Origin of the sequence: Pseudomonas sp. 5P_3.1_Bac2 (genome assembly GCF_025465995.1) — a bacterium.
GTDB lineage: Bacteria > Pseudomonadota > Gammaproteobacteria > Pseudomonadales > Pseudomonadaceae > Aquipseudomonas.
The window spans coordinates 246,389-266,680 of sequence record NZ_JANLNY010000022.1; the positions used below are offsets into that span (position 1 = coordinate 246,389).

Sequence of the window (20,292 nt, forward strand, 5' to 3'; positions counted from 1 at the left end):
TCCTTCAGAAGTTTTGATGTTCAGCCACGGCGAGGGCGACCCAACGCTGTGCTTGACCCAGGTAGTGAGCCGGATCAAGCAAACGATCCAGCTCGGCAGAATTCAGCTCGGCGCTCACCTCGGCGTTTTCGCCCAGGACCTCGCGCAGATGACGGCCTTGGCTAAGCGCCTGACGGCAGCAGACCTCCACCAGATGGTGAGCGGTGTCGCGCCCGATGCGTTGGGCCAGGGCGATGCTCACCGCCTCGGCCAGCACCAGACCTTTGGTCAAATCCAGATTGCGGCGCATGCGCGCCCTGTCGACTTCCAGCCCCGGCACGGCGATCAGCGCCTGTTGCAAGGCGCCGGCGACCAAGCGGCACAGCTCCGGCAGGGTTTCCCACTCGGCATGCCACAGGCCCAGGCTGCGTTCGTGCTCCTGCGGCATGGCGGCGAACATGGTCGAAACCAAACCCGGTGCGCGACTGGCCGCGCCGATCAAAACCGCCGCACCGACCGGATTGCGCTTATGCGGCATGGTCGAAGAACCGCCTTTACCCGGCGCCGACGGCTCGAATACTTCGCCAACATCGGTTTGCATCAACAGGCTCAGATCACGGCCGAGCTTACCCAAGGTGCCGGCGATCAAACCGAGCAGGCTGGCGAACTCCACTAATCGATCACGCTGGGTGTGCCAAGGCTGCTCCGGCAGGCCCAGCCCTAACTCGGCGGCTAACGCTTCGCTTACCGCCCACGCAGGCTCGCCCAGTGCCGCCAAGGTGCCGGCGGCGCCGCCGAATTGCAGCACCAGCAGGCGTGGTTTGAGTTCAGCTAAGCGCTGGCGATGACGGGTGATGGCCCCCAGCATGCCCGCGAGCTTCATGCCCAAGGTCACAGGCGTGGCGTGTTGCAGCCAGGTGCGCCCCGGCAGGACGGTGTCGGCATGCAGCGTGGCCTGTGCCGCGAGGGCAGCGGCCAGCTGCGCCAAATCAGTTTCCAGGAGGAAGATGGCATGGCGCAGTTGCACAATCAGACCGCTGTCCATGGCGTCCTGACTGGTGGCGCCCAAGTGCACATAGCGTTCGGCTTCGGCATTGCACGCGGCAACCCGTTTGCCCAACGCTTTAACCAATGGAATGGCCGAGTTACCGGCAGTGGCAATCGCTTCGGCCAGCGCCGCGTAGTCGTATTGGTCAGCGTCACAAGCTGCCTCAATGTGCACCACCGCGTTCTGCGGGATTACACCTACGCGGGCCTCAGCTCGGGCCAACGCTGCTTCGAAATCCAACATGCCCTGTACACGCCCGGCGTCGCAAAACACCGCACTCATGGCACTGCTGCTGAAGTAGCGTTCAAACAATTGGTTACCTGTGCCTTGGCTCATTACCTAACCTTAGTGATCGTGATGGAGGTACTCCGCCTGTTTGGGCAGGCGCAAGCTAAACAAGAAAGCGATGGCCAGCATGGCCGTCACATACCAATAAAAGACGTCTTCCATACCCAGGGTTTTCAAACCCAAGGCCGCGTATTCCGCCGTGCCGCCAAACAGCGCGTTGGCCACCGCATAGGCCAAGCCGACCCCCAAGGCGCGGACATGCGGCGGGAACATCTCCGCCTTCACCAGGCCACTGATCGAGGTGTACAGACTGACAATAGCCAAGGCCAGGGTAATCAGCACAAAGGCCATAAACGGACTGTCGACGCTCTTCAGCGCATGCATCAACGGCACGGTGCAGAGGGTGCCAAGGGCACCGAACAGGAGCATGGAATTACGTCGCCCAATACGGTCGCTGAGCATGCCGAACAGCGGCTGCATGCACATGTACACAAACAGCACGGCGGTCATCACAAAGCTGGCAGTGGACTTGGGCATGCCGGCGCTATTGACCAGGTACTTCTGCATGTATGTGGTGAAGGTGTAGAAAATCAGCGAACCGCCAGCGGTGTAACCGAGCACGGTGATAAAGGCGCCGAAGTGATTGCGGAACAGCCCTTTGACACTGCCGGCCTCTGCGCTTTCACGCTCTTGCGGCTTGCTGGTCTCGACCAGCGAACGGCGCAGATACAGCGACACCACCGCCGCTAAAGCGCCCACGGCGAACGGAATGCGCCAGCCCCAGGCGTGCATCTGGTCTTCGCTCAACAATTGCTGCAAGACCACGATCAGCAGCACCGCCAGCAGTTGTCCGCCAATCAATGTGACGTACTGGAACGAGGCATAAAAACCGCGCTGGCCGCGCAGCGCCACTTCGCTCATATAGGTCGCGGTGGTGCCGTACTCGCCCCCCACCGACAGGCCTTGCAGCAGGCGCGCCATTAGCAATAAAAACGGTGCCCAGGCACCGATTTCGTTATACGTCGGCAGGCAGGCGATCACCAGTGAGCCGACACACATCAGCATCACCGACACCACCATGGAATGTTTGCGGCCACGTCGATCCGCCAAACGGCCAAAGATCCAGCCACCAATTGGCCGCATCAAGAAGCCGGCAGCGAATACACCAGCCGTATTAAGCAACTGTACAGTCGGATCATCGGAAGGAAAAAACGAAGAGGCGAAATAAATCGCACAGAACGCATATACATAAAAATCGAACCATTCCACCAGGTTGCCGGATGAAGCTCCGACGATGGAGAAGATTCTTTTGCGCTTCAGCTCTGCTGAGTAATGTGTTGTTGTCATGGCGTTCGAATCCTAGAGAGGGATAGCTGAAATCTGACCATGACTGACCACCTGCGTTCCACAAGCAAACCCCCGGCAGGCCTTGCCTGCCGGGGTCATTTTTAGACTTTACTGATAGCCAGCGCCAAGCCCTGACCAACGCCAATGCACATGGTTGCCAGCCCCAGCTGACCGCCGGATTTTTCCAGCTGATGCAGCGCGGTCAACACCAGGCGCGTACCGCTCATACCCAGTGGGTGACCCAAGGCAATAGCGCCGCCATTAGGGTTAACACTGGCGGCGTCATCGGCCAGGCCGAGATCACGCATACAGGCCAGACCTTGCGCCGCGAAAGCTTCGTTGAGCTCGATGACATCATAGTCGTCGATGGTCAGGCCCAGCCGTTCGTTGAGCTTGCGCACTGCCGGCACCGGGCCGTAGCCCATGATGCGTGGCGCCACGCCAGCACTGGCCATGCCCAGCACTTTGGCGCGCGGAGTCAGACCATACTTCTCGACCGCCGCTTTGGAGGCCAGGATCATCGCCGCCGCACCGTCGTTAACGCCCGAGGCGTTGCCCGCGGTGACGGTCTTATCCGGACCATTGACTGGCTTGAGCTTGCTCAGGATTTCCAGCGTGGTGTCCGCCCGTGGGTGTTCATCGGTGTCGATGATGGTGTCGCCTTTCTTGCCCTTGATCACTACCGGGACGATTTCTTCGGCGAAGAAACCTTGCGCCTGAGCGCGCGCGGCTTTTTGCTGACTGCGCAGGGCGAAGGCGTCCTGATCGGCGCGGCTGATGTTGAACTCATCGGCGACGTTGTCGGCGGTTTGCGGCATGGCATCCACGCCATACAGCGCTTTCATTTTCGGGTTGATAAAGCGCCAGCCGATGGTGGTGTCTTCGATCTTCTGCGTACGCCCAAAAGCCGTTTCGGCTTTGCCCATCACGTAGGGCGCGCGGGACATCGACTCCACGCCGCCCGCGATGGCCAGTTCCATTTCGCCACTGGCGATGGCGCGGAAGGCACTGCCCGCCGCGTCCAGACCGGAGGCGCACAGACGGTTCAAGGTCACGCCCGGCACGCTGGCCGGAATGCCGGCCAACAGCAGCGCCATGCGGGCGACGTTGCGGTTGTCTTCGCCGGCCTGGTTGGCGCTGCCCATAAACACTTCGTCAATCGCGCCTGGGTCCAGCTGCGGATTGCGCTCAAGCAGGGCTTTGAGCGGGATCGCCGCCAGGTCGTCAGCCCGTACCGTGGCCAGACCACCGCCGAAGCGACCGATGGGTGTGCGGATGGCGTCGCAGATAAATACGTCGCGGCTCATTATTCGTCACCACTCTTTTGCCCGTGGGCAATCGCTGTACGCTCTTCAAGGGCACGCAGGGCTTGCAGCTCATGCGCTTGCGGCACTGCGGTATCTGTCACCACCTCTGCAAAACGAATCGCCCAGCCGGTGTTCTCGATGATCTGCTCGCGGGTTACGCCTGGGTGAATCGAGGTGACGATGAACTCGTTTGTCCCCTCTTCCGGTTCCATGATGCACAGGTCGGTGATGATCGCCACCGGCCCGGCACCTGGCAGGCCCAGACGCTTGCGGTGATCGCCGCCTTCGCCATGGCCGACGGAGGTGATAAAGGCCAGCTTATCGACGAAGGTGCGGTGCCCCTGCTTGAGGATGATGAATACCTTCTTCGCGGAACCGGCGATTTCTGGCGCGCCACCGGCACCGGGCAGGCGCACTTTCGGCGAGAAGTAATCGCCGATCACGGTGGTGTTGATGTTGCCGAACTTGTCGACCTGCGCCGCGCCCAGGAAACCCACGTCGATACGGCCGCCTTGCAGCCAGTAGCGGAAGATTTCGCCAGTCGGTACGACGGTGTCGGCCGTTTCCGCCAGCTCACCATCACCGATGGACAGCGGCAGCACGTTGGGCTTGGCGCCGATCGGGCCGGATTCGTAAATCAGGGTCACTTCTGGGGCGTGGGTCAGACGCGCCAAGTTGGCCGCTTTGGACGGCAGACCAATGCCCACGAAGGTTACGTCAGTGTTCTTCAGGCGGCGCGAAGCGGCCACGGTCATCATTTCGTTAGTGGTGTAGGCGCTCATTATTTGGCCTCCTGCAATTTGCCCTGGAACGCTGCAAAGTCAGCAGTGCCACGGATATAGGTGTCGATCCACGCGGTGAAGCTGTCACGGTCGCGGGCAATCGGGTCCCACGCCTGGTAGAACGCGTTATCACGCTCGTAGTAACCGTGCGCGTAGGACGGATGCGCGCCGCCAGGCACCCGGCACACGGCAGCCAGCGCCCAGCTCGGCAACACGCAGGCGTTCATCGGGGCGTTGAGATCGTCGACGATCTCTTCCACGGTGACGATGCAACGCTTGGCGGCCAGCGCGGCTTCTTTCTGCACCCCAAGGATGCCCTGGATCAGCACGTTGCCCTTGCGGTCAGCTTTCTGCGCGTGGATCACCGTCAAGTCCGGGCGCACGCTGGGCACAGCGGCCAGTTGCTCACCGGTGAACGGGCAGTTGATGAACTTGATCAGCGGGTTGACCTTGGGCAGGTCGCTGCCGGCGTATGCGCGCAGTACGGCGAACGGCAGGCCAGAGGCACCGGCGACATAGGCGTTAGCCAGGTCAGCGTGGCTGTGCTCTTCGATTTCCAACGGCTGTGGCCACTGTTTCTCGACGGCATCGCGCAGGCGGTGCAACGAGCCCACGCCCGGGTTGCCACCCCAAGAGAAGATCAGCTTTTTGGCGCAACCGGCACCGATCAGCAAGTCATACACCAGGTCTGGAGTCATCCGCACCAGGGTCAGGTCTTTTTTGTCCTGACGAATGATTTCGTGCGCCGCCGCAGTCGGAATCAGGTGGGTGAAGCCCTCAAGGGCAACAGTGTCGCCGTCGTTGACGTAGCGCGAAATAGCTTCGCCAAGGGAAATGATGTCAGCCATGTGTGGTTCTCTCGTGGGTCACAGTAGCCACCTGGCCAGGTGGCGGTGCGCTGAGGTTAGGCCTGTGCCCGCGACGGAACAATCCGATAATCGCCTTAATGTTCGATTATCGAACTGAACTCGATCAGCGGATTTTCCTCAGGCAACACCCAGTCGCCACGCGCCTTGTCACACACAAAGCGCGTTTTTGCAGAGACCCTTACCGGCCGAGACTAGGCAGTAGGATTACGGAACAGTTGGCTGCTCAGCTCACGACTGGCGTTGAGCATCAGGGGCAAATAACGCTTTTCCAGTTCACTGGCCGGCACCCGGCCGGCGTGGGTGCTGATATTCATCGCCGCCAGCACATGGCCGGTGGAGTCGTAGACCGGCACGGCCAGGGAACGCAGGCCCTGCTCCAGCTCCTGGTCGACGATGCTCCACCCTTGCTTGCGGACTTTTTGCAGGCATTCCCACAATGAGTCCGGGCTGTCCAAGGTGCGGCTGGTATTGGGCAGCAACTCAGCGTGGGTGAAGTAATCCTGCAGTTGCTCATCATCCAATGCGGCCAGCAGCACCCGGCCCATGGACGTGCAATAGGCCGGCAGGCGGCTGCCGACGCTTAAATCCACCGAGATCAAACGCTGGGGAATCGCCGAGCGGGCGATATAGAGAATCTGCTCGCCTTCCAGCGTGGCCAGACTGCAGGCCTCGTGCAGTTGCTCGCTCAAGCGGTCCAGATAGGGCTGCGCCGACACCGCCAAGGGCGTCGAGGACAGATAGGCGTGGCCTAAGGTCAGCACCTTGGGCAGCAGCGAATAGGTGCGCCCATCGGTGGTGGCGTAACCCAGCTTCATCAGGGTGTACAGGCAACGGCGCACAGCGGCGCGAGGAATCTCAGTGCGGTGACTGATCTGAGCGATGGTCAGCTGCCGTTTACGTTCCTGGAACGCATTGATCACGGCCAAGCCACGGGCCAGGGAGGACATGAAGTTCGGATCGCCGGTGAACTCTTCAATACGCTTAGCCGGTGATACGTAAGGCGGTGGCGCCAGCATAGATAGTGGCGGACGATGCTCGCTCATAGACCCTCCTGGGCATAGGCTGGAATGCGCCGATTATCGGCCCGACGGGCGATTATCGCAATTTCCGCAACCAATTGACCGACAAACGATATGAGCATTTCTAGGCCTCGACGCCGCGTGCAAGCTGCGCCAGACGGCTGCGCGTGCGGCTGAAATCGGTATGCCCGGCCTGCGCGCAGAGCGCCTCGAAATCCAGCGACGAATGCAGCCACAGCTGGGTGCCGGCGTCATAGGCAATGTCGATAAAGTTGACCCAGCGTTGTTGCTCATCGAGGTTGCAGCGCGCCAAGGGTGGCACGTCACTGACCACGATGCGCTTAAAGCGCTGGCACAGCTGCAGATAATCGCTGCTGGCCAACGGCTGCTGACACAGGGCGGCGAAATCCAGCCACAGGCAATCGGCACTGTGACCCCGAATCGACAATTGCCGGCGACCGACTGGCAACGCAGACAGCCTCGGCAAGTCGCTCAGTTGCGCCGCCAATTCAGCCGCGCTGGTCTGCACATAACGGCCCCAATGCCTGGGCGACAGGGGTCGATAGTCGAGCCCCGCCTCCATGGGCAGCACCACACAGTGACGCTTGATCAGTTCGGCATAGGGTTTAAAACGGCTGTGATACAGCGGATTCGGACACAGCTGCGCCGGCTCATAGTTGGAGCTGAACAGCAGCGTGCAGTCGTGTTTGAACAGCTGCTCCAGCAAGCGCCCGAGCAAAATGGCATCGCCAATGTCGTGCACATGAAACTCATCAAAAAATAACAGCTGGCTCTCGGCGCACAGCTCGCGAGCCACCAGGGTCAACGGCTGCGCTTTACCACTGTGGGCGAGCAGCCGTTGTTGCACTTCTTGCAGCAGCGCATGCACATGCACGCGGCGCTTATTGGCCAGCGGCGCAGCGGCAAACAGACTGTCGAGCAGCAGGCTTTTGCCACGCCCCACAGCGCCATGCAGATAGCCGCCACGGGGCACCCGGCGCAGCCAGCCGGGCGGCTGCAAACGCGCCTGCAACCAGTCGGCCAGACGCGTAAAGGCCTGGGCTTGCCCGGCATCCAGGTGCAGGCCGCGCTGGGCAATGGCGGCGCGGGCCTGCTGAGCTAACTCAGAAGTCAAAGAACACTGTCTCGCCTTCACCCTGGATGCGGATGTCGAAGCGGTAGAAGGTCTTGCCATCGACCACCTCGCGCTTGGCGATCAGGGTCTGGCGGCGTTCTGGTTGCTCGATGAAATTCAACACCGGGTCAGCGGCGTTAGCTTCTGCTTCATCTTCGAAGTAGATGCGCGTGGCCAGGTTGATGTTGATCCCCCGGGCAAACAGCGACACGTTGACGTGCGGTGCTTGTGGACGGCCATCAGCCGCCAGGGTCACACCCGGTTTGATGGTTTGCACCGTCCACTCGCTGCCCGCCTCGAAGGTGGTCGCGGTACGGGCGAAGCTGTTGAACGGCTTGTCGAGGTTGTACTCCTCGTCATACACGCCTTCGTGGTTGGCTTGCCACAGCTCCAGGAACGAGTCGCGTACCAGGTGGCCGTTGCCATCGAATACGCGGCCAATCAGGGTGATGTGCTCGCCGGGGGCCTCTGGCTTGGCCATCACATTCCAGATTTCCTGTTCACGGGTCGGGTTACCGGCAGCCGCCAGGGCCAGGCCGATATGCACGTACGGACCGCCAGTCTGGGAGGTGGTCTCACGCAGCAGATTAATCTCGGTCATGGTCGCCTCCTTATTGGTTCTCAAAGTAGGTTTGACGCTGGCCGCGCAGCACGATATCGAAGCGGTAAGCCAGGCAATCCATTGGGTTGTTCGCGGTCAGGTCGAGACGGGCGATCATGGTTTCAACCGCTTGCGGATCTTTCACGGCCTTAACGATCGGGCAGATTGGGATCAGCGGATCACCTTCAAAGTACAGCTGGGTGATCAGTTTGGTGCAGATCGCCGGGCCACTCACCGAGAAATGGATGTGCGCCGGACGCCAGTCATTCGGGCCATTGCGCCATGGGTAAGGGCCCGGCTTGATGGTGCGGAAGTGGTAGCGACCTTCGCTGTCCGTCAGCACGCGGCCGACACCCCCGAAGTTCGGGTCCAGCGGCGCCAGGTAACGGTCGTTCTTGTGCCGATAGCGGCCACCGGCGTTGGCTTGCCACATCTCTACCAGGGTGTTCGGCACCGGCTTGCCGAATTGATCGACCACGCGGCCGTGGACGATGATGCGCTCGCCAATCGGCAGGGCGCCGGTGTTGAAGTTGAGCAGCAGATCGTTGTCGTGCACGCCCATTTTCAGGTGCGAAAAATCTGGGCCGGTAGTCTCGGAGATCGATTGCGGGATGGTGACCAGCGCCTGACTCGGGGAACGGGCTACGGAAGTCTTGTAGTCGGGGGTCAGGGCCTTCGGGTGCCAGTTGCGGTCACGAATGACGAAACGGCGATGCGGCGCATCGGACATATCGATCTCCTCTTAGGGATAGTTAACTTAGCCTGCAGGCATAGGCATAGCCCGGCAGTCTCGGTGATGAGGCGCCCAGTTAAAATTGAAAAGATCGACCGCATACATAACCTATAGGTTATGTATCGAGAGTCTCGCGATACTCGGCGGCGGCAGCGCGCAACGCCTCACAACACCACTGCGCCGCCAGTGACATCACGGCCGAGGGATTGCTACAGATGCCGACTGAACCGCCGGGCTCACGTAAACCAACGTCCAGCTCGCGGAGCTCACCGCGCTGCAAGTCCTGACGAACAGCATCCAGCGGCGCCACCCACACCGCATCGCAGTCCTGCACATAGCGGCGGCTGAGCGCCACCGAGAGGGTCTCCAAACGCTGCTGCGACAGGCTGATGCCGCCCTGCACAAACAAGCTATTGGCATAACGGCGGATAGTGGTGCCGGCCAGCGGCAACACCAGTGGATAGTCTGCGAGCGAGCTGCCATCGACGCGGCCACGCAGCAACAGCGGGTGCCCGGAGCGCACCACCATGATCATCGACTCGCTGTACAGGTGCTCGAAGCTCAGGCCTTCGATACGCGGGCTGTCGGTCATGCGCCCGACCACCAGATCCAGCTCGCCGGCGCGCAGTTGATCGAGCAGATGATTGCTCTGCCCGGTCACCACGCTGACCACCAAGGCCGCATGGCGCTCGTGCAGGCGCCGCACCACATCGGGCAGCAGCGAGCTTTCCACGGTGGAGAGCACGCCCAAACGTAATTGCCCGGCCTCATGCTCGCCGCTGCGCAAGCTACGCACCCCCTCGCGCAGGGCCTGCACGCTGGGACCGGCGTAACGCAAGAAGGCCAGGCCTGCGGGCGTCGGGCTCACGCCCTGCTTGCTGCGCTCAAACAGCCGTGCAGCGAGCACGTCCTCCAGCTCCTTGAGGGTCTTGGATACCGCCGGCTGACTGATCGCCAGCGCCTCGGCGGCGCGCACCAAGCTGCCCTGCCGCGCCACCTCAAGGAAGCACTGCAAATGGCGGAACTTGATGCGGTTATCGATATTCACGGCTTGCCCTTCTTAACCCAACAACTGCCAGCCTACCTGCCAGGCGTGGAACAGCCAACCAATTGGTTATAGTTGACCGCTCCCCCCTAGCCATAAACCTGCTTAACCGGCATAAAAAAGCCCCGATACCAGACCGGGGCTTTGCGGTGCGACTTGACCAGGCCGGGGCTTAAGCGTCAGCCACCTGCGCCGCTGGGTTTGCCTCTTTAGGCTGCAGCTTGAACACGTAGTACAGCACCGTCAGCAGGACCAGGAAGGCCGGGCCGACATACAGCGCCACGCGGGTATCCGGGAAGTAGGCCATCAGCCCCACCACCCCAAGCAAAAACGCCAGGGCCAACCAAGAGCTCAGCGGATACAGCCACATGCGATATTTAAGGGCATCCCGCTCAGCCGGGCTCAGGCTGCGGCGGAATTTCATCTGCGACAGCAGAATCATCGCCCAGGTCCAGATCGCGCCAAAGGTGGAGATGGCCGTGACCCAAACGAAGACTTTCTCCGGCACCAGGTAGTTGAGCAGCACACCCAGCAGTAAGGCGAAGATCGACAGCAACAGTGCCCGACGCGGCACCCCGCTGCCCGAAGTCTTGGCGAAACCAGCCGGGGCCTGGCCGTTCTGCGCCAGGCTGTAGAGCATGCGCCCGGTGCTGAAGATGCCGCCGTTGCAGGACGACAGCGCAGCGGTGATGACCACGAAGTTGATGATACCGGCGGCGGTTTTAATCCCCAGACGCTCGAAGGTCATCACGAACGGGCTGCCTTGGCTGCCGATTTCGTTCCACGGGTAGATCGACAAAATCACGAACAAGGCGCCGACGTAGAACAGCAGGATGCGCCAGAACACCGAGCCAATCGCATGGGGAATGGTCTTTTGCGGATTCTTCGCTTCACCGGCGGTCAGGCCGATCATCTCCACGCCCAGGTAGGCAAACATCACCATCTGCAGCGACATCAGCACCCCGGTTACGCCATTGGGCATAAAGCCGCCGTGGCTCCACAGGTTGGAGATACCCAGCGCCACACCATCATTGCCAAAGCCAAAGGCGATGATGCCGACGCCGCCAATGACCATGGCGATGATGGTGACGATCTTGATCAGGGCAAACCAGAACTCGAACTCACCGAAGGCTTTCACCGCGATCAGGTTGATCGAGCCCATGCTCACCAGCGCGGCCAAGGCCCAGATCCAGCGCGGCACATCGGGGAACCAGATGCCCATATACACCGCCACCGCGGTGATCTCGGCAATGCAGGTCACCAGCCACAGGAACCAGTAGTTCCAGCCGGTCAAAAAGCCCGCCAGCGGGCCGAGGTAGTCTTGCGCATAACGACTGAAGGAGCCCGCGACCGGGTTGTGCACCGCCATCTCACCAAGGGCGCGCATGATCACCAGAATCGCCAAACCGCCAATGATGTAGGCCAGCATGATCGCCGGACCGGCCATTTCGATGGCCTTGGCCGAACCCAGGAATAGACCGACGCCGATACAGGCACCCAGCGCCATCAGGCGGATGTGTCGTTCTCCAAGTTCACGTTTGAGTGGACCGCCTTGGGCGGCTTCAGCAGGGGGCAGATGATTGCCAACAGGCATAAGGGTGTAACCTCGATTTGTTATTGGATAAGACCACCGAGTGCCCAGACCCAGGCTGAGTAAGCCCAAACCTGCCGACACCACAGCTACCTTTTGGGCAGTTGTGTCCCGCAGCCACTCACGGCTGGATCAGCGGCGAACCAGTAAAGAAAGCTTGAAACAGAATGAAACACTCTCTGGTTTGTCACAATCAGACAAAAGTCGCGGCAACTCAATGATCTATATGAATTTTCTGACGACCGAGGCAAACCTATGCGCAGCCTGAGGCCTCGACCACGCGCCAGGCTTGCCCGCGCCGCAGCGGCAGCCGTGGCCTAGCCCGGCTCGCCACCGTTGGTCGCTTGCTGCGCCCACGCACGCTCAACAACACTTCGCCGGCCAGTCTGGCTATGATTTGCCCCTACATCCCCAGTTGAGTCCTGCCCATGCAAGTTGTGAGCACCACTATCCCCGAAGTGTTGATCCTGGAACCCCGCGTATTTGGCGATGATCGCGGGTTCTTCTATGAGAGTTTCAACGCCCGCGCCTTTGCCGAAGCCACCGGCGTTAAGTCGGAGTTTGTCCAAGACAACCACTCGCGCTCCGCTCGCGGCGTGCTGCGCGGCCTGCATTACCAAGTGCAGCAGGCCCAGGGCAAGCTGGTCCGGGTCAGCGCGGGCGAGGTGTTGGATGTGGCCGTGGATATCCGCCGCAGCTCGCCAACCTTCGGCCAATGGGTGGCAGTCCGCTTGTCGGCCGAGAACAAACGCCAGCTGTGGATACCGGAAGGGTTTGCCCATGGTTTTGTGGTGCTCAGCGAGTTCGCAGAATTTCTCTACAAGACCACCGACTACTACGCCCCCGAGCATGAGCGCTGCATCCGCTGGGATGACCCGAGCCTGGCGATTGACTGGCAGCTCAGTGAAGCGCCGCAACTGTCGGCCAAGGACCAAGCCGGCAGCCTGTTGGCCACCGCCCAGGTGTTTGCCTGAGTCCGCCATGATTAGCAGGCTAGCCCGCCTCGCCCACTAAGCTGGATAAGATGTGCCCAGGCGCTGAGCCCGTTCAGCGCCTTTCCTTAGCCGTCCCGAGCCCGTTATGCCCACTGTCTTTGCTCACCTACGCCGCCCGCGCTGGCGCAGCCTGATTCTCCTGGCCTTGGTCCTGGCGCCCTTGCTGTGGCCGGTGCAGCAGTTGGCGCAGCGCTACTACCTGGCCAAGCTGGTCGAGCAAAATCACCAGACCCTCGATCTGTACGTGGCGAACCTGCTCGGCAGCCTGCGTCGTTATGAAGTGCTGCCGCCGATCCTCGGCGACTTGCCGGCGCTGCGGCAGGCCCTGGCGACGCCCAAAGATCCCCAGGTGATTGCCGCGGCAAACCGCCTGCTGGAGCAAGTCAGCCAGCAAACCGGGGCGCAGGTGGTGTACCTGATGGACGCCGACGGCAATAGCCTGGCCGCCTCCAACTGGCAGCAGGACGATTCGTTCGTGAATCGCAACTTTGCCTTTCGCCCCTATTTCCGCGAAGCCATCGCCGGCCAACTGGGGCGCTTCTTTGGCCTCGGCACCACCTCCGGCAAGCGCGGCTATTACTTTGCTGCAGCCATGCGCGATGCGGGACGCAATCTAGGGGTGCTGGTGATCAAGGTCGACTTCGACCATATCGAAACCCTGTGGGGCAATACCCCTGAACAACTGCTGGTGACCGACGCCCAAGGGGTGGTCATCCTCACCTCCAACAGCCAATGGCGCTTCACCGCCAGCCGCCCGCTGGACAAAGTCGAGCGCATGGCGATTATGGCCAACCTGCCCTACCCGACTCAGGCGCCACCGCCGCTCAGGCTCAAAAACGAAGAATGGCTGCGCCAGGATCGGCAACTGCTGGAGACCGGCTGGACGGTGAGCATCTTAAGCCCGCGCAGCCTGCTCGACCGCCCGGTACGCACGGCCATGGTCGCCGCCGGCGGCCTGCTCCTGTTGTTACTGCTGGCCCTGGGTTTGCTGATGCAGCGCCAGCGCCATTATCTGGAGCGGATTGCCCTCGACAGCCGCGCCCGGCAAGAACTGGAACAGCGCGTGCTAGAACGCACCGAGGACCTGGAGCGTCTCAACAGCCGCCTGAAAGATGAAGTGCTGGAGCGCGAACAAGCCCAGCAGGAATTGCTCTGTGCCCAAGATGAATTGGTCCAGGCCAGTAAGCTGTCGGCGCTGGGCACCATGAGCGCCAGCATCAGCCATGAGCTCAACCAACCGCTGGCGGCCATCCGCAGTTATGCCGACAACGCCGGCGTGCTGCTCGATCACCAGCGCATTGAAGACGCACGCGGCAACCTCAAGCTGATCAGCCAGCTGACCCAACGCATGGCCTCGATCACCGCCCATCTGCGCGCCTTCGCCCGGCGTGATCGCCACGCCCCGGAAAGCGTGGCTCTGCAACCGGCCCTGGACGACGCCCTCGCCCTGCTGGCCAAGCGCAGGCGCAGCCTCGAAGTGGAACTGATCCGCGACCTGCCCGAGGCCACCCTGTGGGTGCAAGCCGGCGAAACCCGCCTGCGCCAGGTGCTGGGTAACCTGTTGGCCAATGCCCTCGATGCCTTAAGCGAAGTCGCGCCGCCACGGCGCCTGTGGCTCAGCAGCACGCTGAGTGACTATGGCGTGGAGTTGCAGCTGCGCGACAATGGCCCCGGCTTTAGCGCGCAAGCCTTGCAGCGGGCCCGCGAGCCGTTCTTCACCACCAAGACCAGCGCCCAGGGCTTGGGCCTGGGGTTGGCCATTTGCGATACGCTGATGCGCAGCCTCGGCGGCGAGCTGGTGCTCAGTAATCACCCAAGCGGCGGCGCCGTGCTGACCCTGCGTTTACGCGCAGTGGAGCAAGGCATCAAACCGCAGTCGGCAGAGGATTTTGTTGTATGAGCATGATTGACGGGCACACCCAGGTACTGCTGATCGATGACGATCCGCACCTGCGCCAAGCCCTGAGCCAAACCCTCGATCTGGCCGGGTTTAAAGTCCAGAGCCTGGCCAGCGGCAAAGGCGTGGCCGCGCGCATTGAGCGCGACTGGCCGGGGGTGGTGGTCAGCGATATCCGCATGCCGGATATCGACGGTTTGCAGTTGCTCGCCCAACTGCACGAGCAAGACGCCGATTTGCCGGTGCTGCTGATCACCGGCCACGGCGATATCCCGCTGGCGGTGCAAGCCATGCGCAGCGGCGCCTACGACTTTCTGGAAAAGCCCTTCGCCAGCGACGACCTGCTCGACAGCGTGCGCCGCGCCTTAGCCCTGCGTCAGCTGGTGCTGGATAACCGCAGCCTGCGTTTGGCCCTGGCGGACCGGCAGACCTTGGCGAGTCGCCTGCTCGGCCAGTCGCAGCCACTTCAGCGCCTGCGTGAGCAGATCGGCGCGCTGGCGGCGATCAACAGCGACGTGCTGATCTTAGGCGAGACCGGCACCGGCAAAGAGGTGGTGGCGCGCGCCCTGCATGACCTGTCCAACCGCCGCGACGGGCCCTTCGTGGCGATCAACGCCGGCGCCCTGGCGGAGTCAGTGGTCGAAAGCGAGCTGTTCGGGCACGAACAAGGCGCCTTTACCGGCGCGCAAAAACGCCGTATCGGCAAATTTGAGTTCGCCAACGGCGGCACCCTGTTCCTCGACGAAATCGAGAGCATGAGTCTGGAAGTGCAGGTCAAACTGCTGCGCCTGTTGCAGGAACGCGTGGTCGAGCGCCTCGGTGGCAATCAGCTGATTCCCTTGGATATCCGCGTGATCGCCGCGAGCAAAGAAGACCTGCGCCAAGCCGCCGACCAGGGCCGCTTTCGCGCCGACCTGTATTACCGCCTCAACGTCGCCCCGCTGCGTATTGCACCGCTGCGCGAGCGCGGTGAGGACGTCCTGCATCTGTTCCACAGCTTTAGCCAGGCCGCCCGCGAACGCCATGGCTTGGCCGAACGCCAGTTGCAGCCGGCGCAGTGCGCGGCGCTGTTGCGCCATAGCTGGCCGGGCAATGTGCGTGAGCTGCAAAACGTCGCCGAGCGTTTTGCCTTAGGCCTGGGCTTGGAGTTAGATGATGCCGCACCGAGCGCCAGCCACGACGACGAAAGCGCCGTCAGCGGCGGCCTCAATGCCCAGGTCGAAGCCTTTGAACGCAGCCTGATCAATGCCGAGATGCAGCGTTCGCACAGCTCCCTGCGCAGCCTCGCCGAGGCTCTGGGTTTGCCACGCAAAACCCTGCACGACAAGCTGCGCAAACATGGGCTGAATTTCGCCGACAACAGCCTGCCACCCGAGGCCTAAGCGGCCCCGGCACAGGTATTAGGCGCGGGCCAACTCCGGTAAATCGCCGGACAGGCCCAAGGCCTGACGCACGAACAGGGCTTTGGCTTGCGGCAGTTTATCCACCAGTTTCAGGCCGCTGTTACGCACCCAGCGCAGCGCCAGCTGGTCAGACTGGAACAGGCGCTCAAAGCCCTCCATCGCCGCCATCATCGCCAGGTTGTGCGGCATACGACGGCGCTCATAACGGCTGAGCACCTTCACATCAGCCAAGCGCTCGCCGCGCTGGGCGGCATGCAGCAGCACTTCAGCCAGCACCGCCACATCGAGAAAGCCCAGGTTAACGCCCTGGCCGGCCAGCGGATGAATGCTGTGGGCGGCGTCGCCGATCAGCACCAAGCCGTCTTCCACATAGCGCTTGGCGTGGCGTTGCCGCAGCGGAATGCACAGACGCTGATCGGCATACAGCACTGTGCCCAAACGCTGCTCGAACGCCTCGCTCAGCTCAGCGCAAAAGCCAGAATCGTCCAAGGCCATCAAGCGCTCGGCTTCTTCCGGGGTCACTGACCAGACGATCGAGCACCAGTGCTCATCCGCCGCGCCACTCAACGGCAGAAAGGCCAGCGGACCATGATCGGTAAAACGCTGCCAGGCCGTGGCCTGATGCGGCTCACTCACACGCACGCTGGTGACGATGGCGTGGTGCAGGTAATCCCACTCGCGGGTCGGGCAACCGGTCAGGCGGCGCACCGCCGAATTGGCGCCATCGGCGGCCACCAGCAAGGGCGTGCGCAACTCGCGGCCATCGTGCAGGGTCAGCAGCCAGCCATCGCCAGAGTGACGCAATTGTTCCACGCGGGCATTGGCCAACAGCCCCACGGAGCTGTCGAGCAGACGCTCATACAACGCGTCCTGCACGAGGCGGTTTTCGACGATATGGCCGAGCACCTCGGCATGCACGCTGGCCGCGCTGAAGTGGATGTGCCCGGTGCCGGAGCCGTCCCACACCTGCATCTCGCTATAGGGGCAGGCACGTTTGGCGGCGATGGCCGGCCAGGCGCCCAAGCGCTCCAGCACACGCTGACTGGCCATGGACAAGGCACTGACCCGCGGCTCGAAGGCATCGCTTGCATTAAACGGGCTGACGTTAAGCCCGCCGCCATCTACCAGCAGCACTTCCAGGCCTTGGTCCTGCAGGGCCAGCGCCAAGGCGCTGCCCACCATCCCAGCCCCTACAATGATCAAATCCGCTTGCATAACACATCCTTAAACTGCCTGCCGAGCGCGCGGTTTCAGGCGCACGTAGAGGGTTTTATCAACTCGCGCGACCAACTCACCCTGGCCGTCGCGTACCTCAACCTGCAACTGCGGCAAGTACTTCTCGCCACTGGCAGTGCGCTGGCGAATCTCCTCAAGCAGGCCGTCATCAATAATAAATTCGGCGTACACCGGGCCTTTACCGGGTGAGACGAAGTCGATGCTGGCGGCCTTGTCCCAGACGATGTAATCGCGGCCCAGGGACTCCATGATCAGCAGCATGTAAAACGGGTCGGTCATGGCATACAGGCTGCCGCCAAACTGGGTGCCGACGTAGTTGCGGTTGTACCAACCCAAGCCCATCTTCACCCGCGCGCGACGAAAGTCCGGGCTGATTTCCTGCACCCGGATACCGGCGCCGAGATACGGCGGGTAAAGGTTCATCAACCAACGCAAGCGCCGCGCCCGGGCGGCTAACTTCGCCGCGCTGCTCATGGCTGCACCCGGGTGCCGAGGCCCATGGCCTGGCGGGCGAACCAGTGTTTGGCCGGCGGCAATAAATCCAAGCCCAGCAAGCCCAGGTTGCGTCCGGCGGCCAACAGCGGCTGACCCGTGCTGAACAAACGCGTGACCTGGTGGGAGAAGCCCACGGTGAACTGCTGATCACGCTGCTGGCTGTCGAAGTAACGCTGCAAGGGCGCCAACGTGCCCAACGGCTCAGGACTATTGAGCAGGGTTTCGGCCAGCACCCAGGTATCGCGCAGCGACAGGTTATAGCCCTGCCCGGCAATGGGATGCAGGCTGTGGGCGGCGTTACCCAGCACCACCAAATGCTTGCGGATTTGCTCCTTGGCCGCCGTCAGCGCCAGCGGATACACATGGCGCTCGCCGACTTGGCGCAAGCTGCCCAAGCGATAACCGAACTCTTCCTGCAACTGGCTAAGGAAGCTGCGTTCATCCAGTTCCAGCAACCGCTGCGCCTCGACCGTGGTGCGGGTCCAGACCAACGCACAGCGGTTATCCGCCAGCGGCAACATGGCCATCGGCCCCTGCTCGGTAAAGCGCTCGAACGCCATACCCTGGTGCGGCTCTTGCGGGGTGATATTGGCGATCAGCGCGCTCTGCCCATAAGGCGTAACGCTGATATCAATACCCAGTTGCTCGCGCAAGCCACTGCGGCCGCCCTCGGCGAGAATCGCCAGCTGGCACTCAAGCTCGCTGCCGTCATCCAGGCTCAACCGATAGCCGTCGGCCAAGGCCTGCATCTGGTTGACCTGGGCCGGGCTGCGCCAGCTCACCACGTCTTGGTCCAGGGCTTGCCACAGGCACTCGCCGAGCCAGGCGTTTTCCACCACAAACCCCAGCGCCGGCACGCCCTCATCGGCGGCGCTTAAGCGCGCTGCCGCGAAGCGCCCACGGTCGGACACGTGAATCTGGCTGATCGGCTCGGCACGTTGGCTGATCGCCTGCCACAGGCCTAAGCGCTGGTAGATTTGCTGGGAGCCGAAGGACAGCGCGGTGGAGCGTGCGTCATAGCTGGGTTGATAGCCTTGGCCGGGGGTGAACGGCTCGATCAAGCAGATCGACCAGCCCCGCTGTTTGGCCTCGGCTTGCAGGCACAACGCCAAACTGGCGCCGACCAAGCCCCCACCGATGATCGCAATATCCACCTGCTGCATCACTCAGGCCGCCTGACTGCGCGCGGCAGCCATCAGTGCTTCGACTTCAGCGACGGTTTTCGGCACGCCGCCAGTAAGGATTTCGCAGCCGGTTTTGGTCACCACCACGTCGTCTTCGATGCGCACACCAATGCCGCGCCATTTCTTCGCCACATTCATATTGTCGGTGGCGATATAGATGCCCGGCTCGACCGTCATGGCCATGCCCACTTCCAGCTCGCGCCACTGCCCGCCAACCTTATATTCGCCGACGTCATGCACATCCATGCCCAGCCAATGGCCGGCGCGGTGCATATAGAAGTCGCGGTAGGCTTCGCTGGCGATCAGCTCATCGACATCGCCGTTCAGCAGACCCAATTCCACCAAGCCAGCGGTAATCACCCGCACAGTGGCCTCGTGGGCTTGGTTCCAGTGTTTACAGGGGGCGATCTCGGCAAAGGCCGCTTCTTGTGCCGCCAACACCAGCTCATAGATAGCTTTCTGCTCAGGGCTGAACTTGCCGTTAACCGGGAAGGTACGGGTGATATCGCTGGCGTAGCAGTCGATTTCACAGGCCGCGTCGATCAGCACCAGGTCGCCATCTTTAAGCGGCGCATCGTTCTCGCGGTAATGCAGGATGCAGGCGTTTTTGCCGGCAGCGACAATGGAGCCATAGGCCGCCATCTTCGCCCCGCCCTTACGGAACTCGTAATCCAGCTCCGCTTCCAGATGGTACTCATACAGGCCGGCGCGGCTGGCTTGCATGGCCCGTACGTGGGCGCGGGCGGAAATATCCGCAGCTTCCTTCATTACCTTCACTTCCGCCGCCGACTTGTACAGGCGCAGGTCATGCAGCAAATGCTCAAGGGTGATGAACTCATTAGGCGGGGTCGCGCCCTGACGCGCCTTGGAACGGATCACGTTGATCCACTCCATCAACTGGCGGTCGAACTCATGGTTGGTGCCCATCGACGAATACACGCGGTCGCGGCCTTCAATCAGCCCCGGCAGGATGTCGTCGATATCGCCAATGGGGAACGCATCATCGGCGCCATATTGGCTGATGGCACCGTCCTGGCCGGCGCGCAGGCCGTCCCACAGCTCACGCAGCGGATCGCGCTCGCGGCAGAACAACACATACTCACCGTGCTCTCGCCCTGGGATCAGCACAATCACCGCTTCTGGCTCGGGGAAGCCGGAGAGGTACTGGAAGTCACTGTCCTGACGGTAGATGTGTTCCACATCGCGGTTGCGGATATACACCGGCGCGGCCGGCAAAATCGCGATGCTGTTGGGTTCCATCTGCGCCATCAGGGTTTTGCGACGGCGGGCGTATTCTGACTTCGGAATGCTGGTCATGAGCGAGTTAAGTCCCTATAG

At 62.0% G+C, this 20,292-nt stretch carries 18 protein-coding genes; 3 read left to right on the plus strand and 15 right to left on the minus strand.

Annotation, left to right across the window (positions count from 1 at the left end):
• Positions 1-4 precede the first annotated feature (4 nt).
• From NTD81_RS12585 to NTD81_RS12635, 11 genes are all read right to left on the minus strand, one after another.
• On the minus strand, positions 5-1,363 hold the full coding sequence (locus NTD81_RS12585) for a 3-carboxy-cis,cis-muconate cycloisomerase (RefSeq protein ID WP_262182809.1): 1,359 nt from the start codon (positions 1,361-1,363) through the stop codon (positions 5-7).
• A 9-nt stretch (positions 1,364-1,372) separates the two neighbouring features.
• Positions 1,373-2,662, minus strand: coding sequence for an MFS family transporter (locus tag NTD81_RS12590; RefSeq protein ID WP_262182810.1), 1,290 nt, complete (start codon positions 2,660-2,662; stop codon positions 1,373-1,375).
• 101 nt (positions 2,663-2,763) lie between these two features.
• On the minus strand, positions 2,764-3,969 hold the full coding sequence (pcaF, locus tag NTD81_RS12595) for a 3-oxoadipyl-CoA thiolase (RefSeq protein WP_262182813.1): 1,206 nt from the start codon (positions 3,967-3,969) through the stop codon (positions 2,764-2,766).
• Positions 3,969-4,751 carry a CoA-transferase subunit beta gene (locus tag NTD81_RS12600; protein WP_262182814.1) on the minus strand — a complete coding sequence of 261 codons (783 nt, stop codon included), beginning with the start codon at positions 4,749-4,751 and terminating at the stop codon, positions 3,969-3,971. Before NTD81_RS12600 ends, pcaF begins: the two co-directional genes overlap by 1 nt.
• Positions 4,751-5,599 (minus strand): CoA transferase subunit A, encoded by an 849-nt coding sequence (locus NTD81_RS12605; protein WP_262182816.1) that lies wholly within the window; start codon positions 5,597-5,599, stop codon positions 4,751-4,753. The genes NTD81_RS12600 and NTD81_RS12605 overlap by 1 nt, the downstream gene beginning before the upstream one ends.
• 212 nt (positions 5,600-5,811) lie before the next feature.
• A complete protein-coding gene (locus NTD81_RS12610) occupies positions 5,812-6,663 on the minus strand; it encodes an IclR family transcriptional regulator (protein ID WP_262182818.1) in 852 nt (283 codons plus the stop codon).
• A gap of 100 nt (positions 6,664-6,763) precedes the next feature.
• On the minus strand, positions 6,764-7,774 hold the full coding sequence (gene zapE / locus NTD81_RS12615) for a cell division protein ZapE (protein WP_262182819.1): 1,011 nt from the start codon (positions 7,772-7,774) through the stop codon (positions 6,764-6,766).
• Positions 7,764-8,375, minus strand: coding sequence for a protocatechuate 3,4-dioxygenase subunit alpha (pcaG, locus tag NTD81_RS12620; RefSeq protein ID WP_262182820.1), 612 nt, complete (start codon positions 8,373-8,375; stop codon positions 7,764-7,766). The genes zapE and pcaG overlap by 11 nt, the downstream gene beginning before the upstream one ends.
• A 10-nt stretch (positions 8,376-8,385) precedes the next feature.
• Positions 8,386-9,105: a protocatechuate 3,4-dioxygenase subunit beta gene (pcaH, locus tag NTD81_RS12625; RefSeq protein WP_262182821.1), complete on the minus strand. Its 720-nt coding sequence runs from the start codon at positions 9,103-9,105 to the stop codon at positions 8,386-8,388.
• Positions 9,106-9,223: 118 nt separating this feature from the next.
• Positions 9,224-10,156: a pca operon transcription factor PcaQ gene (pcaQ, locus tag NTD81_RS12630; RefSeq protein WP_262182822.1), complete on the minus strand. Its 933-nt coding sequence runs from the start codon at positions 10,154-10,156 to the stop codon at positions 9,224-9,226.
• Positions 10,157-10,325: 169 nt separating this feature from the next.
• Entirely contained in the window at positions 10,326-11,747 is a 1,422-nt protein-coding gene (locus tag NTD81_RS12635; protein ID WP_262182824.1) for an amino acid permease, read from the minus strand.
• Between the two features lie 425 nt (positions 11,748-12,172).
• Between NTD81_RS12635 and rfbC the strand changes: the two genes are divergently transcribed.
• From rfbC to NTD81_RS12650, 3 genes are all read left to right on the plus strand, one after another.
• On the plus strand, positions 12,173-12,718 hold the full coding sequence (rfbC, locus tag NTD81_RS12640; RefSeq protein WP_262182825.1) for a dTDP-4-dehydrorhamnose 3,5-epimerase: 546 nt from the start codon (positions 12,173-12,175) through the stop codon (positions 12,716-12,718).
• 106 nt (positions 12,719-12,824) lie between these two features.
• Positions 12,825-14,639, plus strand: a complete 1,815-nt coding sequence (locus NTD81_RS12645; protein WP_262182827.1) for an ATP-binding protein — start codon at positions 12,825-12,827, stop codon at positions 14,637-14,639.
• Entirely contained in the window at positions 14,636-16,018 is a 1,383-nt protein-coding gene (locus NTD81_RS12650; RefSeq protein WP_262182828.1) for a sigma-54-dependent transcriptional regulator, read from the plus strand. The genes NTD81_RS12645 and NTD81_RS12650 overlap by 4 nt, the downstream gene beginning before the upstream one ends.
• Before the next feature lie 18 nt (positions 16,019-16,036).
• On the opposite strand, the gene NTD81_RS12655 is transcribed toward NTD81_RS12650, so the two are convergent.
• Genes NTD81_RS12655 through pepP form a run of 4 tightly spaced genes read right to left on the minus strand, consistent with a single transcriptional unit; the run spans position 16,037 to position 20,271 of the window.
• Positions 16,037-17,254 carry a 2-octaprenyl-3-methyl-6-methoxy-1,4-benzoquinol hydroxylase gene (locus NTD81_RS12655; RefSeq protein ID WP_262182830.1) on the minus strand — a complete coding sequence of 406 codons (1,218 nt, stop codon included), beginning with the start codon at positions 17,252-17,254 and terminating at the stop codon, positions 16,037-16,039.
• A gap of 9 nt (positions 17,255-17,263) precedes the next feature.
• Entirely contained in the window at positions 17,264-17,749 is a 486-nt protein-coding gene (locus NTD81_RS12660) for a DUF4442 domain-containing protein (RefSeq protein ID WP_262182831.1), read from the minus strand.
• The gene (gene ubiH / locus NTD81_RS12665; RefSeq protein WP_262182832.1) at positions 17,746-18,933 is read right to left on the minus strand and encodes a 2-octaprenyl-6-methoxyphenyl hydroxylase; all 1,188 of its coding nucleotides are present in this window, start codon (positions 18,931-18,933) and stop codon (positions 17,746-17,748) included. The genes NTD81_RS12660 and ubiH overlap by 4 nt, the downstream gene beginning before the upstream one ends.
• Positions 18,934-18,936: 3 nt before the next feature.
• Complete coding sequence (gene pepP / locus NTD81_RS12670) at positions 18,937-20,271, minus strand: Xaa-Pro aminopeptidase (RefSeq protein WP_262182833.1); 1,335 nt, start codon at positions 20,269-20,271, stop codon at positions 18,937-18,939.
• Positions 20,272-20,292 lie beyond the last annotated feature (21 nt).